This is a genomic window from Erwinia oleae, assembly GCF_000770305.1.
Lineage (GTDB): Bacteria > Pseudomonadota > Gammaproteobacteria > Enterobacterales > Enterobacteriaceae > Erwinia > Erwinia oleae.
The window spans coordinates 45,116-60,987 of record NZ_JNVB01000003.1 but is presented as its reverse complement, the minus strand read 5'-3'; the positions used below and the strand labels follow the sequence as shown (position 1 = coordinate 60,987).

The window sequence follows — 15,872 nt, the reverse complement described above, 5'->3', positions numbered from 1 at the left end:
ATAAAATGGACCTTCCCGCAACCCCTTCAGGCGGACGTTAAGCCCAAAAAGCTGAGGATTGAGGAGAAATGGCGTTCGAATCCGATAAAAGCGTGATTGCCGCCCTCTTCCACCGTCTGGCGACAGGCGCTGTAGTAGTCCAGAGCCTGACGGTAGTCGAGCACTTCATCGCCTTTTTGTTGAATCAGCCACAATAAGTCGGGCGAGGCGAGCGGTTCAATCTGCATCACTTTCAGATCGTAAATGTGGCGAGACTCTAACACATATTGCTGGCCGGTGTAGGGGTTCTCGTTTTCGCCCAGATAATCGGTCAGCAGCTCGAAGGGCCGCACGGCGGGGTTCACCACCACCGCAGGCAGACCGAAGCACTGCGACAGCCAGGTCGCGTAATAGCCACCCAGCGAGGAACCTACGATGCCCAGCGTTTCTCCGGCGGCGCTCATGACTTTCTCTTCCAGCAGCGCGGCAGCGTCGGCAGGGAACGCCGGGAGCTGCGGTACGTCAATGCGCACCGTCGGATAATGCGCCGCCAGCCACTGCGTAAACTGCGTGGCCTTGGCCGAGTCCGGGGAGCTGTTGAAACCGTGAAGATAGAGCAGCGTCGCCATATCAATATCCTTCTGAATCAAGATCCGGGCTGAAGGCGCGCGTTTGCAGGCGCTCCACCTCCGTTTCAACCCGACCGTCGTCAAAAAGTTCCAGCCAACGCCAGCCCGGCGCCTCGGTATCAATAGTGAAATTCGTGCAGTGCGGCCTGAACTGAACGCAGGTTGACGGCGTGGCAAGCAGCCGCCGACCGTTCCAGTCCAGATCCAAATCCTGATGAATATGTCCGCAGACCAGCGTGGTGACCTGCGGATAGCGCTGCAACACGGCATCGAGCATATGTGAATTGCGCAGGCCGTGCTGGTCGAGCCAGGTGCAGCCGGAAGGCAAAGGATGATGATGCAAAAATACCAGCGCATGACGCTGCGGAAAGCGGTCCAGCGCCTTCTCCAGCCACTCCAGCTGATAGTCGCTGAGTTCACCGTGCGGCACGCCGGAAACCTGGCTGTCCAGTAAAATAACCTGCCAGTTATCGCCCACTAAAACCTGCTTTTCATGACCAATTTTTGCCTCGGCAAGCGTGCCGAACATCACAGGCTGAAAATCGTGATTACCCGGCAGCCAGACGCACGGGCCCGACAGGCGGGAGATACCCTCAGCGAAATGCTGATAGGCGGCAACGGTATGATCCTGCGCTAAATCACCGCTGGCGACGATCAGATCGTAAGGCCGCTGGCTGGCCGAAATCGCCTGAAGCACCGCCTCGAAACTGGCCCAGGTTTTTATACCGAGCAGCGTTTCGTGTTTACCGGCAAAAAGGTGGGTGTCCGTTATTTGTAAAATCCTGATTTTCGACCCACTTGCTACAGGAAGTTTTAACAGGCTATCCAATCACAGTCCTTAAGGTTGACCTCTCTCAGATGATGTCGTCAGGCATTCAGTACCGGAAGCGCCATCGCGCCGTGCGCCAGACAGTAGCGCAGCCAGTCGGCCAGGAATTGATTTATCTGATGCTTTTCATCGCGCTGATGCAGCTTTTTGTTGGGATAATCATAGCGTGCTTTGAAGCGAAAAATCTGCTGCGTTGAACACACTTCTGCGACCATGGCATCATGATAGAGCCGGACGGACATCGCGGGCAGGCTCCAGTAGCTCACGGCTGGCGCAACCTGTTTAATTTCCACCAGCGTGGTATAGCGCGTGGCTTCCTGGACAGTCACCGTGTAGCGTGCGCCGCTCACCTGATAGGTCACTGACTCGCCTGCCGCATCCTCTTTCGGCAACAGGCGGCGCAACTGAGCGAAATTGGTTTCGCAGAGGCGCATCATTTCAGGAAAATCAGGTACATAGCGCTTAATCATTCAGGTTTCCACTCTTCTCGTAATCTTTTATGATGCAGTTCAAGCCATTGCAATGCGATGACCGAGGCCGCGTTATCAATTTTCCCCTCTTCCACCCACTGGTAAGCCTGCTGTCGGCTGACCACGTGAACAAGAATATCCTCATTCTCTTCCTCCAGACCGTGGTTTCCTTGTGCCACGCTGGCATCCACTTCACCCACCAGAACCGCCAGACGCTCGCTGGTGCCGCCGGGGCTGGCAAGATAGTTGACGATCGGCTTAACGCGATGCGGGGCAATACCGGCTTCTTCAACGGCTTCGCGCCGCACTACGTCTTCTGGCGTTTCGCCCGGCTCGACAATGCCGGCCACTAATTCTAACAGCCAGGGCGTCGGGCTGCTGTCAAAAGCCGGAATACGGATCTGCTCAATCAGTACCACCTCGTCACGCACCGGATCGTAAGGCAGCAGCACAGCCGCATGACCGCGCTCGAACACTTCGCGTGTCACTTCACCGCTCATTTTTCCATTAAACAGGCGATGACGGAAACGATAGCGCGTAAGGGTGAAAAAACCGTTATAAAGTGTTTCGCGCGCAATAATTTCTACATCGTTTTTTGTAAAAATCACGGGAGAATTGCTGCCGGTTTCCATCGGGATCGCTCCTGTTGTGATATGGGCAAAAACGGAAAAAGCAATGCCGGATTTGCACAGAGTCTGGTTCTTAATGAACTATTTGAGTAAATTAAGGCAAGATGGCACGTTCAGCCAACTTATCTCATTCTTCTACTCGTTAGAATCAGCGATTATTTTTTGGCTTACGTCAGCGCTACCATACCAATATTGCTGCACTACAAGGAATGCAAATGAAGAAACTGCTCCCACTATTTATCGGCCTGAGCCTGGGCGGCTTCAGCGTCGGCAGTCAGGCAGAGAACCTGCTTCAGGTCTATCAGCAGGCCAGACTGTCAAACCCGGATCTACGCAGTTCTGCAGCCGATCGCGATGCCGCGTTCGAAAAAATCAATGAGGCACGGAGTCCGCTGCTTCCTCAGTTAGGTCTGGGTGCAGATTATACCTATAACAGCGGTTACCGCGACAGCAGTGGTATTCATTCCAATACCACCAGCGGCTCGCTTCAACTGACGCAAACCATTTTTGACATGTCAAAATGGCGTGCCTTAACGCTTCAGGAAAAGCAGGCGGGCATTCAGGATGTCTCCTATCAGGCTTCCCAGCAGACGCTGATTCTGAACACGGCCACCGCCTACTTCAACGTGCTCAACGCCATCGACACGCTCTCTTACAATGAAGCACAGAAGCAGTCGATTTATCGTCAGCTTGACCAGACCACGCAGCGGTTTAATGTGGGCCTGGTGGCGATTACCGACGTGCAAAACGCCCGTTCGCAGTATGATACCGTATTGGCTAACGAAGTGACGGCGCGCAACAATCTTGACAATAATCTTGAAACGCTGCGTCAGGTAACCGGCAACTACTACCTGAGCCTGGCGTCGCTAAACGTCGACAGCTTTAAACCGGTGAAGCCAAAGCCGGTCAATGCGCTGTTGAAAGAGGCGGAAAGCCGTAACCTCAACGTGCTGACCGCGCGTTTATCGCAGGATCTGGCGCGCGAGCAGATCCGCGTTTCCGAAAGCGGTCATCTACCTACGGTGGATCTGACGGCTTCAACCGGCCTGTCGAACAGCAAATACGGCGGCAGCCGCGCTAATCAGACCGCCTCAACCGCCGACAGCATTTCGGGTTCGAATCAGGTCGGGCTGAGCTTCTCGCTTCCGCTCTACAGCGGCGGCGCGGTATCATCGCAGGTGAAGCAGTCGCAGTATGCCTACGTTTCCGCCAGCGAACAGCTTGAGAGCGCGCACCGCACCGCCGTGCAAACCGTGCGCTCTTCGTTTAACAACGTAAACGCTTCGATCAGCAGCATCGACGCCTACAAGCAGGCCGTGGTTTCCGCACAAAGCTCGCTTGACGCGATGGAAGCAGGCTATCAGGTGGGGACGCGCACCATTGTCGACGTGCTGGACGCCACATCGACCCTGTTTAACGCGAAACAGCAACTCTCCGATGCGCGTTATAACTATATGATTAACGAGCTGAATATCAAGGCTGCGCTGGGCACGCTTAACGAGCAGGATCTCGCCGATCTGAACAGCCGTCTGGGTAAAGATGTCCCGACGTCGCCGGAAGCGGTGGCACCTGAAACGCCGCAGCAGAACGCCTCTGCTGATAACGGCGCTCAGGCTGGATCGGCTGAGCAGACGCTCGAACCGCGTGCAAACTCATCGGCTGCACCTGCTGTTAAAGCCGCTGATACCCGTCGCAATCCCTTCAGCCATTAACGTATTCCGGGGCAGCATCATGCTGCCCTTATGGGTTTCCAAAACACCTTATAAATGACTCTCTTAAAATAGCCACGGAGATATTTTCGTTTTTTTACGATTTCCCTTTTGTAAGCTATATGTTGCAATGCATCAATTACAGCTATCGGACTGGCAGCGTTATCATTTTGAGGAACGCCATTACGATTAACCCCCGACGTCAATCTCAGGCTGGCTATTTTCAGATTTAAAAAATAAATTTCATTATCCTCAGGCAGGAAGATCGTTATCTTTTGCAAAATATAAGCGTGTTAGTACAATTTTCAGAGGAATAATTTCTGGAATTAATGCGTTATGATACTGACTCACATAATTTGTGGATAACGAAACCCTCCGGCAAAGAACCCGGATAGATTAAGTCAGCATGAAAAACACAATAAACCCATTAAAATCAACAGAAAAAAATTTATCGCCATTAATTATAATAACATACTGAAAGCTGCATAATTCTTTCCAGAAAAACACCCATAATAAAAAAGCGTTATGGAAAAAACCGGAAAAATTAAAAGATATAAAGAGAATAAATTAAGATTTATAACCGTTATGCTTGCAGAACATAAACTATCAACAGCAATTAACCATCACCAGCGATAAAAAGGCCAGTTATAACGATGAAAATGGGTGTGGATATTATTAGCGTCGATCGCATTGCGCGAGCGTTATCAAAAAGCGGTGACGACTTTTTCAGGCGCGTATTAACGCCTGGTGAACAGCGCTATCTTCATCCGATTGGGGAAAATGCAGAACGTTTTGCGGGCTACTGGGCAGCAAAAGAGGCGGCGGTAAAAGCGCTTGGCACTGGATTTCGGCACGGCATTACTTTTCATGATATTGAAATTGATCATGATGCTTTTGGTTGCCCCGAATACCAGTTCAGCGGTGCGTTTTTAAAAATAATGAGTGAAAAAAAGATTCATTCTGTAACGTTGAGCATTTCACATTGCAGCACTCATGCCGTGGCCGTGGCCGCCTTTAGTTAAGTAACGGAGAAAGTATGGCAGTTTATTCAGATTTAGCGGATAAAAATGTATTAATTACGGGTTCGAGTGGCGATATTGGTCTCGCGCTTTGTAAACAGTATCTTGAACAACAGTGTAAAGTCTACGCGGTCTATCACCATAATTCTGCTGAACTTGAAGCGCTTAAACAGGCACATCCGGCAGGGGAAAATCTTTTCCTGCTTCGCTGTGATATCACGCAGCGGGAAGACGTTGCCCGGCTGGCTGGACAATTAGAAGCTGAAATAAGCGCGCTGCACGTATTAGTTAATAATGCCGGCCTTTGCAAAGATACGCTTTTCTCAGAAATGAACTGGGAGATGTTTGATTCTGTGGTGCAAACCAATCTTTATGGCACATTTAACGTCTGTAAGTCATTTTTCCGCCTGCTCACGCTTGCCGATGCTGCGGCCATCGTTAACGTCTCTTCAATAGCAGGCGTAACCTCCAGTTTTGGTCAGACAAACTATAGCGCAGCTAAAGCAGGCGTCATTGGTTTTACGCGCACGCTTGCCGCTGAGTATGCCGCGCGTGGGATCAGAGTCAATGCGATTGCGCCAGGCGTCATTGATTCTCGCATGGTAAAGAAAGTTCCTCGTCAAATTATGCGGGCCATCATGACAGCTATTCCACTTCGTCGTCAGGGAAATGTCGATGAAGTTGCCAACGTAGCGACCTTCCTGAGTTCATCTTCCGCCAGCTATATTGTCGGACAAACGCTGATCGTCGACGGCGGCCTGATCATGCGTTAACGTAAAAGGAACGATAAGATTGAAAACAACGAAAAGCTTAGTCCCTCCACAACTTTTATTAAAGATGGGCGCATGGCGCTCACCTATATTTATGGTTGACAGGATTATCGATTTTAAGCCAGGTGATGACGGTAGCATCACCGTAATTAAACATGTGGGTTTTAATGAGCCATATATTCCGGGACATTTTCCGGATAATCCCGTAATGCCAGGCGTCATGGTTGCCGAAATATTTGGGCAGGCCAGCGAATACCTTAGTTTGCTAAATGATTACTGTCACGCACATGAAAAAGAATACGGTAATGCATTGAAGAAGTTTGATGATATCTCTCGCTCACTGCAAACACCGGACGGAACCGAACGCGTCCTCGCAGAGCGACATCGTATTGTTGGCTTTCTGGCCGCACAGGATCTCAAATTTAAGCACGTTGTTGTGCCTGGCGATACCATTGAGGTGACCAGTAAATTGAGCATGACAGACAGTCATGGTTTTTATCATTATGACGTCAGTGCCAGAGTCGGAAGACACATTGCCAGCCAGGGCAAAATTATTAATTTCCGAATAGAACGAACTCGTGCCGAAAACCGGGGCGCATTAATTAATACAGGGATATGGCAGTATCATGGAGAGAACAGCTTTACAGGTGGAAATAGATGAGCGTAAAGAAACGCTTATCAACGTTAAAAATGGCCTTATCGAGCGGCTGAATCTTTACCAGACACCAGAGCAAATTGACGATGATACACCGCTGTTTGGCAGTGGTTTAAAACTGGATTCAGTCGATGCAACTGAACTCCTTGTTCTTCTCGACAAAAACTTTGGTATTCGTGTTGGCGAAGGCGACGATCCATCCTATATGCGCAGTGTAAATACTTTGGTCTCTTTCATTATTGATAAAAAAAGAAAAAACGCTGAGCTGGCGTCCCAGGAAGAGCAGCAGAACACAGCGGTTGCAGGGAGCAATTAACATGACGAATCCTTTGATGCAGCATCATCAACAGCATGGTGTGGCGATGATTGAACGTAATGGCGTGGCTGTACCTGCACGTTACACCACGTCGGAAAAAGAGCATCTGGCAGTACGTAAAAATATTCTCCTTACCGATTATTCACATTTCGGTAAGGCAAAAATCAGTGGCGAAAGCGCGTGGGAATTACTCAACTTGCTGGTAAGCGGCGATGTTTCTTGGATTCGCGATGAGCAGGCAATGTATACGCTGGTGCTGGATGAGCAGGGTCAGATTATTACCGATCTTTATATTCTTTGTGATGAAGAAGCCTATATCCTGTTTTCAGAATGGGTGACGGGCGACGCGCTATGCGACATGATGCAGCGGCTTCTTTCTGAACACGCCGAAGAATTCGAAGACATTGATGAGATCACCGCTTTAAACGACTGGGGCATGCTGCATATTGAAGGCCCCTACAGCTGGGAATTGCTGGTCGAGCTTTACGGCATGGACATTGCGGGCCTGCCGTTCCAGGAACATATGCACGTTGATGACGATATGCTGTTGCTACGTGCCGGTAAACATGGCGAATTCTCGTATAAACTCGCTGGCGAATATAGCGCCCTGGCCCATGCATGGCAGCAACTGATCGAAGCGGGTGAAAAATTCGATCTTTCACCCGGCGGTATTGATTATCAGCATCAGGTGCGCCTTGAGAATCCCTGCTGGCAACCCTCCCACATTAGCCGCTGTCCTGTCGAACTCCAACTGCAATGGATGGTGCGTTACGATAAAGAAGCATTTATTGGCATGGCCCCGCTGAAGGAGCGCCTTGAAGCCGGGCCGCGACGCCGCATCGTTGGCATGGTCATTGACGGCCAGCCGGACATACTGCCGCAAAAAGGCGACGAGATCCTGTTTGACGGCGAAACCATTGGTGAAGTGATTGAGTGCGGCTACTCGGCCGATCTTGAAAAAACCATTGGCCGACTTTTTATCGATAATGCGTACGCCTGGGCCGATCTTACCCACTTTTCTGCGCGCACGGCGGATGGGAAGCTCATCTCACTACAGACTGCCGCTGTGCCTTTTGCCCGCAACTACAGCTTCCTGGTGAATCCTTCGGAACACAGCTATATCGACAGCAGCCGCCCCCGCGATCTTCTTCAGCAACTGGAATGGCAAAAAGAGAGAGAAGAAAAAGAAAAGGCTGAGGCCGATGCGGCGGTAACAGCAGCAGAATAACGCGATTTCAGGGAAGCCTGGTAAGGGAAGACGAAATAATGTTAGTAAAACGTAAGCGGGTAGTCATTACCGGCATGGGGCAGCTTTCCTCCATCGCCAGCAATGTCCCTGAGTTCAAACAGGCGCTGTTAAATAAAACCTGCGGAATACACCCAAGCGAAAAATACCTGGGCCTGTTCAAAGATGCCAATGCCTCGGAAGTCTTACAACCGCTTGATTTTCCGGGACTGAGCGAAGAACAGATCGCCACCCTGGATAACGCTGCCCTGTGGGCTTATAAAGTGGGCCACGAAGCGCTTGAATCGGCACGCCTGGATGAAGCGGATCGGCGCGCAAAAACGGCGCTCATTATCGGCGTCTCCTCTGCGGGCACGGAAGCCTTTATTCCACTTTTCGAAAACCAGCCAGATCGATTCTCACTCAAAAAAGCGATTGTTTGCGGCTGCTTCTCGTCCTGTAGCGCCATCGTGGCATCCCTGCTCGGTCTGAAAGGGGGATTTGAGCTGCTCGCAACGGCCTGTACGGCCAGCACCAACGCCATGGGCATCGGGTTTGATTTGATCCAAAACGGTAAAAACAGTACCGCGCTGGTTATTGGCACAGAACCCATTTACCTGCCAACGTTTGCCGGGTTCTACGCATTACAGGCGATGAAACCGACGCCAACCAGCCCCTTTTCTGGCACGCCGGGTATGTCAATTGGCGAAGGCGCAGGCGCGCTGTTACTGGAAGAGTATGAGCATGCGGTGGCCCGTGGCGCCACCATTTACGGTGAGATGATCTCCTACGCCACCTCCGGCGATGCCTGCCATGAAACCGCGCCCGATCCTCGTGCCGAAGGCGCCGTACAGGTAATGAATAGCGCCCTGGCAAACGGGAACCTGCAACCCGCTGATATCGATTACATTAACGCGCATGGCACCGGCACCGAGGCCAACGATCGCTGTGAAACGTTGGCGATGAAAAAAGTGTTTCCTCACATCGCCGCAATTCCGGTCAGTTCAACAAAGTCATATATCGGTCACAATATTGGCGCAGCGGGCATCATTGAGATGGTTGCCTGTTTCCTGACACTGGCCGATGACATGATTTTGCCAACGTTGAATTTTGGTTCACCACGCATCAACTGCGATCTCAATTACGTGCCAAATGAGTTCCAGCGCGGCGCTGTCCGGCTGTTTATGAAGAACAATTATGCTTTCGGCGGTAATAACTGCTGCGTGATCGCCAGCCCGCATGTGGGCAGCGCAGCAGAAACAGCTTACAAACCCCGACGCGTAGCCATCGTGGGCCGCGGAATGGTGACGTCGCAGGGGCACGATCTGAGCGCCGTGTTCGATCGTCTCTGGCAGGATACCTCCCCGCAGGGCCTGGTTCCTTTGATGTTGGACGAGGAGACCATTCAGCAGTTTGAAGAGATGATCGGCAATTTGCAGGAGAACAGCGAAATGCAAAACTTCCTGTTTGAACGCTATGGCGATGGCAGCGAGTGGCGCAAAAAGCTGCGCGGAAAAACCTGGCAGCATCTGATAAACGGCCTGGAACCACGTAAATATCTCCGCCGTTACGATCCGCGCAAGGCCGATGACGTCGGAACCTACGCTCTGCTGGCGCTGACGCAGTCAATGAAAGAGGCCGGACGTAAAATCAAGCGCGACGGCCATCAGTTGGGCCTGGTGCTTGGCATGTCGCGCGGGCCGCAAAAGCGCGTCGAACGCTATCTGAACAGCCTCTATCCCGATACGGCGAACGTGCGCACCTCCGAATTTCCCGGCTCGCTGATGAATGCTATCTCCACCTTCTGCTCCATCTCTGAAGGGATAAAAGGATATAACACCACGCTCGCAACCGGCATGAATGCCGGCCTGGGTGCGCTCACCTATGGTTATGAACTGGTAAGGCAGGGTCTGCAACCTGAGGCCATCGTGGGCGGCGCGGATGAGGCGATGAATTCATTCTCGGTCTATCTGCAATCGCTCCATCGCAACCTGATGATGAATGAATCGCCGGAAGCGTTTCGCGTTTACAGCGACAGTCCCGCCGGTTTTTTCACCGGTGAAGGGGCGGGCATGCTGTTCCTTGAGGACACCGAGCGGGCAACTGAACGCGGCGCCACGATTCTGGCAGAAATAGCAGGGTATGGCCGCGCCAATAGTACCGGTTATTTCGACATTGACAGCACAGAGGGAAATGCTGAAGCCCTGGCCTGCGCCATACGCCAGGCGCTTACAGAAGCGCAGCTTGCTCCTGAAGATATTTCACTCTTCTGTGGTTCCAGTATTGGTACGTCGAGCAGCGATCGTGCCGAAGTTAACGCAATACGCGATGTATTTGCTGAAAAAATGGCCTCAACGCCCTTTGTTAACTACAACGCCTGCTTCGGGGTAGTGGAATCCTGTATGGGGATCCTGAATGTGATAATGGTTTCTGAAATCATGCGCCGCAGCGAGATTCTGCCCATTCCACACACCACGTCATTCTGCGAAAAAGAGGTGGATTTCGTTACCGAGCGACGTAAGCAAACGGTGGAAACGGCGCTGGTGCTGGGTTCAACAGAAGGCGGCAACCATTACGCCATCGTACTCAGGAAACCTGCATGACGTCGCGCAATCAGGCGGTGGCGCTGATTGGTCGGGGATCGTATAGCGCCTTTGCCAGCGATGTACCGGCGCTGATTGCCGGACTCACCGCCGGTCGCCACGTTCCTTCGCGCCCGTGGTTCAGCTGTGAGCGCGATCGCAGCATGATGAATATGTTTGTGAATCCGCAACACGCGCCTTTGCCCGTTCAAAAGACGCGCCGCGCGCTCACGCTCAAAGAAACGTTGCGGCTTATAACCGGCGTTATCGATGAAGCGCTGCGCGAGTCGGGCCAGCCGCACTCTTTGCTCAGCGGCGAGCGCGTCAGAGTTTATATAGCCGGCAACGGACTGAGGACAGATATCGCCGAAGTGGCGGGCTACCGCGATCGCAACGACCCGGAAGATCTGCTCTATTTTCCGGCGATCAAAAAATTGCATGCCAACTGTTATGCTCAGGACGCGCTCAGCGAGGCCCTGGCTGCGCACTACGGTTTGACGCGCCCTCCCGCCACGTTATACAGCGCCAGCGCATCGTCAATGTCGGCGGTGCACCTTGCGCACGCCGCTCTTCGCAGCGGTCTGGCAGACGTTGCGTTGGTGGTCAGCTGGGTGGATATCCTGACTCAGGATATGATGTTTCTTGCCGCGCAAAACATGCTGGGTGAATCTCCCGCTTGCCCTTTCAATGGACGGGAAAGCAGCGTTTTATTCAGCAACGGCGCCGCAGCGCTACTGATGTGCCGTGATGACCTCGCCCGCAGACGTGGGCTTTCGCCAGCGGTCTATCTGGATAGTTGTGTCAGCTATCAACACAGCGGAGCGCGTGATAACGCCTCAACGGGTGATTTCCGCACCATTACGCACTCAATTGAGCAGGCGATGAAGGAAGCCGACGTTGCCGCCGGGTCGATTGGCTGCATATTTCCCCACGGTAACGGCATTCCTGCCAGTGATAACACCGAAGCGATGGCAATTCGTAAACTCTGGGGCGATGAAGGCATTCCGGTCGTGAGCTATAAAGGCCAGACAGGCTACCTCTCCACCTGTAGCGCGCTGGTGGATCTGATTATTGCCTGCGACGCGTTGAAAACACAGCGACTGCTCTCCTGGCACAGTCCGGTGAAGACGACGACCTCCAGCCATCTTCACCTGCATTGCAATACCGCCCCCGTTACGTTAACGGCCCGACATCTGGTCAAAACGGCCCTGGGCATGGAAGGCTCTATCGTCAGCAGCGTCCTTTCGCGCCGGGAGGTGCAGCCTTGAAACCCACTTCCGCGCTGGCGACAGGACTGGTTGCCATGGAGATACAGGAGCCCACCAGCCTGCCTGTCCGCTTCCAACCCGGCTGGCATAATGTCTGGGAAGCGTCACTTTATAAAAAAGCGTGCAGAAAAACGTTAACAGATGGCTGGATGTTTCGCCGGTTTGGTGGTGACGTGCCGCTTGCGCCACGTAAAACGGAACTTCGTGACAGCATCGACGCCTTTACCGATACCTGCGAGCGTGCCTTACAGACTCGCGCAGCGCAGAAACGGCTGCGTCAGCGCGGGGCAAAAAACGCCATGATATTTTTCGATTCCTGGGGCGAAACCAGTCTGTTCGAAGATATCGATAACTGGCGTGATTCGATGTTTGTCGACATCCTGCCCAAAAAAATCCTGTGGGATTTTAAGATTCAGGCCTTTAGCGGCAAACTGCGCGGTGAACGCACGGGCTTCTTGCTGGCGCTGGATATGGCGCAGGACTGTCTTCATAGCGGTGTTGCCGATAACGTGGTGATTTGCGGCCAACATCGGCATTTCCCGGTGATGTCTTTATCCGAGACAGAGCGCTGGCCGCGCAGAAAACCGTCGCCACAACGCGGGACGAATGCGCTTTTCGCCGTAGAGCGCAATCTTTGTATGCTGGTAACAAAATGCGAGGAGACCCTGCCCTCCCTCTCGGTTGGCCCGAGGCAGATCCTGCCGACAGCGCACCGCGCCGCCGCAGAGCGGTTGTCAGAATACTGGCGTGATGCCGGCGGTGAACACATTTTCAGCTGTGCTCCTCCGGCGCCTGCTTTGCTTGACATCAACCGCCGCGCCGCAGCCGCGTTCGCCCACCATGTCCCTCTTTATCACCAATACGGAGACAGCGGCAGTCTGAATCCGGCGCTGGGAATATATCACTGGTTTACGGCTGAAGCGGCGCGGACGCCGGCCCTGATAAGCAGCCTGCATCCCGACCAACGCCTGTGGCTGGTTAATTGCCTTCCGGCAGCGGCACTGCATCAGGACACTATCGATCTCAGGGAGAAAAACACGTCACTATGAACACTCAGTCTGCCCGACCTCTACCGCTGGCCATTCTGAATCAGGCCAGCAAAAGCTATGGCGATCCGGCTAATCCTGTTCATGCGCTTCATGCCATCACCACCGAGATCCATGATGGTGAGTTTATCGCACTCTGCGGGCCGTCCGGCAGTGGTAAAAGTACCCTGCTTAACCTGCTCGCAGGCATAGATGAACCGACTCACGGAGAAGTGTATCTGCTTGGCAACGATCTCGCGCAGCTCAACGATGGCCAGATGGCGAAGCTGCGTGCTGACGCCATAGGGTTTGTTTTTCAGTTCTTTAACCTTCTGCCGGTGCTCAGCGTTTTCGATAACGTCTACTATCCGCTGATGCTCAACGGATTCAGGCGAAACGACGCCCGCGAGCAGGTTATGCATATTATTGAGAAAGTGGGCTTACTGGATCATTACCGTCGGCCGCCGGGTGAGCTTTCCGGCGGTCAACAGCAGCGGGTGGCGATCGCGCGCGCGCTGGTGAAAAAGCCGCGTTTAGTGGTTGCTGATGAACCAACCGGTAACCTGGATACCCGGACGGGTGAAGAGATTATCGATTTATTGTTGGCGATGAACCATGAACTGAAAACCACGTTCATTATCTCCACTCACTCCCCGTTATTACGCGACCGGGCGCGGCGAGTTTTGCAAATTGAAGATGGAAGGATCAAGGATGATTACTGCAATGCATAAGCTGACCCGTCTGGGGCTCGGCTTTTTGCTACTGCTTGCCCTGATGGTATTGGGTTTGCCTTCGTCAGGCTGGGCCGCCGGTTCGCAACTGAAGCAGCGCCTGCAAGCCTTGAGCACCGATAATGTTACCGCGCAGGCTCTGCTGCTGATGCAGGATAAGCGAGATAGCGCCAGACTCAACGACGCGACGTTTTTATTAGAAAAACAGCTTGGCGCTCAACCTGACGACCGTACCGTCAGAATGTTTTATGGCTATGGGCAGCTCTTTCAGGCGGGTGATTATCTGCGTAAAAAGAATTACATGCGCGCGGCTGAGCTTTCAAAACTGGGATTTTATGCACTGGATGAAGCCGCAGAGACTGAGCCTGAAAACTGGCGTCTGTTCTGGCTACGTGCGCGTATGGATGCCTTTGTACCTGCCAGTAACGGCCGTTGTGTTGTTGCTATCAAAGATGTGAACACCCTGAATGACGCCGTTCCTGCCTCGCTTAAACCGATGCTGACGCTGATGCGCGCGCGTGCGGCAGAAAGTTGCAACGACGGCGACATGGCCGCCCTGGCATGGAAAACGCTGCATGAGATGGACGCTGACGGCGAAGCCCTGCTGGAAAATAACGCTGGTACGGCACCCGCCTGGACGTCGGAAGAAATTGACGAGGTGATACTCCCGCTTATGGAGGGCAAAGGATGAGCAACGTATTATTCATTATCTCTAATATTCTGATTGCTTATGCGGTCTGCGTGGTGGCCGTTACGTTGGTGCGAAAGCCAACGGATATTCGTTATACCTTTCTTAATCTGTTTCGTCACCGGCGCCGCTCGGCCGTAACACTGATGGCCATTACGCTTGGCGGCGTAGCGGTGTTCATTTTTGGCGGTTTTGTCGATTACTCATTCTATGCCCTGCGCGAACAGACCATCCGCACCAATCTTGGCCATATCCAGATATATCAACAGGGTTATATGGCTAACGGCAACAGTCGCTCACTGCAATACACCATTAAAGATTATACAAAGGTGAAAGCCCTGTTGTTGGCCGACCCCATGATTGCCGAACAGACCAAAACCATCACCGGCCAGTTGGAGTTTTCCGGCATCATTTCGCAGTACGACAAAGGCGTCTCAACGTTTTTTGCCGGCGTAGGCATTGAACCAAAAACCTCGTTACTGCTGGGTGCGCTGGACACCATTATTTCCGGCAGCGATTTATCAGACGTTAAGCCGCTTAATATCACGCTGGGCAGCGGTGTCTCAAACATGCTGAACGCAGGTTACGATGACTGGACCGATCTGCTGGTGGTGAATCCTGAAGGCGGCCAGAACGCAATGTCTGCCCTGGTTCGCGGCGTGTTCCGATCGGGGATTAAAGACTATGACGATACGGCAATTAAAGTGCCGCTTGCAACGGCCCAGCATCTGCTACAGACCGAAGATGTCAGCAAAATTATTATGCTCCTTCAGGACACCAGCCAGACCGAAGCGGTAATGGCTCGGGTTAAGGAGATTGTCGGGGCAAATAATCTTCCTCTTGAGGTTCACGCCTGGGATGAACTGGCCATTTTTTACCATCAGGTGGTCAATCTTTTTGAAGGTATTTTCCTGTTTATCAAGACCATTGTCAGCATTATCGTGGTGTTTATGATCGGCAACACCCTGATGATGAATGTCATTGAACGCACCCGCGAAATTGCCACGCTAAGAGCGCTGGGGCTGAGCAAATCGTATATTGGCCGGCTGTTTATTCTTGAAGGGATCATCATCGGCTTGATAGGTGCCGTGTTGAGCGTCTTCTTTGGACTGATCATTGCCATGCTTATCAATATTAATGGCGTACCCATGCCGCCCTCTCCCGGCTATACACAGGGATATCTGGCGTTTGTGATGTGGGATCAGGATATGCATCTGTTTTGGTTCTCATGTGCGTTACCGCTGGTGACTGCGCTTATTGCGTCGATTATTCCTTCACGCCGCGCAGCCAATCTGGTTATTGCTGAAGCATTTCGCTTTGTTTAGGAATTAATTTAATAAGGTTAAAT

Annotated in this window: 16 protein-coding genes; 12 read left to right on the top strand and 4 right to left on the bottom strand. The window is 52.5% G+C overall.

Annotation, left to right across the window (positions count from 1 at the left end):
* Positions 1-26: 26 nt before the first annotated feature.
* The 4 genes from yqiA to nudF are packed head-to-tail and all read right to left on the bottom strand — an operon-like array spanning position 27 to position 2,539.
* Positions 27-608, bottom strand: a complete 582-nt coding sequence (gene yqiA, locus GS12_RS01650) for an esterase YqiA (protein ID WP_034943352.1) — start codon at positions 606-608, stop codon at positions 27-29.
* Position 609: 1 nt separating this feature from the next.
* Positions 610-1,437 (bottom strand): 3',5'-cyclic-AMP phosphodiesterase, encoded by an 828-nt coding sequence (gene cpdA, locus GS12_RS01645; protein ID WP_034943350.1) that lies wholly within the window; start codon positions 1,435-1,437, stop codon positions 610-612.
* A 38-nt stretch (positions 1,438-1,475) separates the two neighbouring features.
* Complete coding sequence (locus GS12_RS01640; protein WP_034917031.1) at positions 1,476-1,907, bottom strand: DUF1249 family protein; 432 nt, start codon at positions 1,905-1,907, stop codon at positions 1,476-1,478.
* On the bottom strand, positions 1,904-2,539 hold the full coding sequence (nudF, locus tag GS12_RS01635) for an ADP-ribose diphosphatase (RefSeq protein WP_034943348.1): 636 nt from the start codon (positions 2,537-2,539) through the stop codon (positions 1,904-1,906). Before nudF ends, GS12_RS01640 begins: the two co-directional genes overlap by 4 nt.
* A gap of 212 nt (positions 2,540-2,751) precedes the next feature.
* On the opposite strand from nudF, the gene tolC reads away from it, so the two are divergent.
* The 12 genes from tolC to GS12_RS01575 all read left to right on the top strand — a co-directional run bounded on the left by tolC (position 2,752) and on the right by GS12_RS01575 (position 15,849).
* Positions 2,752-4,248 (top strand): outer membrane channel protein TolC, encoded by a 1,497-nt coding sequence (gene tolC / locus GS12_RS01630; protein ID WP_034943346.1) that lies wholly within the window; start codon positions 2,752-2,754, stop codon positions 4,246-4,248.
* 650 nt (positions 4,249-4,898) lie between these two features.
* Entirely contained in the window at positions 4,899-5,267 is a 369-nt protein-coding gene (gene acpS, locus GS12_RS01625) for a holo-ACP synthase (protein ID WP_034917037.1), read from the top strand.
* 14 nt (positions 5,268-5,281) lie between these two features.
* A complete protein-coding gene (locus tag GS12_RS01620) occupies positions 5,282-6,037 on the top strand; it encodes an SDR family oxidoreductase (RefSeq protein ID WP_034917039.1) in 756 nt (251 codons plus the stop codon).
* Positions 6,038-6,101: 64 nt separating this feature from the next.
* On the top strand, positions 6,102-6,695 hold the full coding sequence (locus GS12_RS01615) for a 3-hydroxyacyl-ACP dehydratase FabZ family protein (RefSeq protein WP_052118331.1): 594 nt from the start codon (positions 6,102-6,104) through the stop codon (positions 6,693-6,695).
* Complete coding sequence (locus GS12_RS01610; RefSeq protein ID WP_034943344.1) at positions 6,661-7,005, top strand: phosphopantetheine-binding protein; 345 nt, start codon at positions 6,661-6,663, stop codon at positions 7,003-7,005. Before GS12_RS01615 ends, GS12_RS01610 begins: the two co-directional genes overlap by 35 nt.
* Position 7,006: 1 nt before the next feature.
* Positions 7,007-8,233, top strand: a complete 1,227-nt coding sequence (locus GS12_RS01605; RefSeq protein WP_052118320.1) for an aminomethyltransferase family protein — start codon at positions 7,007-7,009, stop codon at positions 8,231-8,233.
* Between the two features lie 38 nt (positions 8,234-8,271).
* Positions 8,272-10,833 (top strand): beta-ketoacyl-[acyl-carrier-protein] synthase family protein, encoded by a 2,562-nt coding sequence (locus GS12_RS01600; protein ID WP_034943343.1) that lies wholly within the window; start codon positions 8,272-8,274, stop codon positions 10,831-10,833.
* Complete coding sequence (locus tag GS12_RS01595; protein ID WP_034943341.1) at positions 10,830-12,080, top strand: beta-ketoacyl synthase N-terminal-like domain-containing protein; 1,251 nt, start codon at positions 10,830-10,832, stop codon at positions 12,078-12,080. The genes GS12_RS01600 and GS12_RS01595 overlap by 4 nt, the downstream gene beginning before the upstream one ends.
* Positions 12,077-13,129, top strand: coding sequence for a hypothetical protein (locus GS12_RS01590; protein WP_152601333.1), 1,053 nt, complete (start codon positions 12,077-12,079; stop codon positions 13,127-13,129). Before GS12_RS01595 ends, GS12_RS01590 begins: the two co-directional genes overlap by 4 nt.
* On the top strand, positions 13,126-13,836 hold the full coding sequence (locus GS12_RS01585) for an ABC transporter ATP-binding protein (protein WP_034917052.1): 711 nt from the start codon (positions 13,126-13,128) through the stop codon (positions 13,834-13,836). Before GS12_RS01590 ends, GS12_RS01585 begins: the two co-directional genes overlap by 4 nt.
* The gene (locus GS12_RS22890) at positions 13,829-14,527 is read left to right on the top strand and encodes a hypothetical protein (RefSeq protein ID WP_052118319.1); all 699 of its coding nucleotides are present in this window, start codon (positions 13,829-13,831) and stop codon (positions 14,525-14,527) included. Before GS12_RS01585 ends, GS12_RS22890 begins: the two co-directional genes overlap by 8 nt.
* A complete protein-coding gene (locus GS12_RS01575; RefSeq protein ID WP_034943337.1) occupies positions 14,524-15,849 on the top strand; it encodes an ABC transporter permease in 1,326 nt (441 codons plus the stop codon). Before GS12_RS22890 ends, GS12_RS01575 begins: the two co-directional genes overlap by 4 nt.
* The last annotated feature ends 23 nt before the right edge of the window (positions 15,850-15,872 follow it).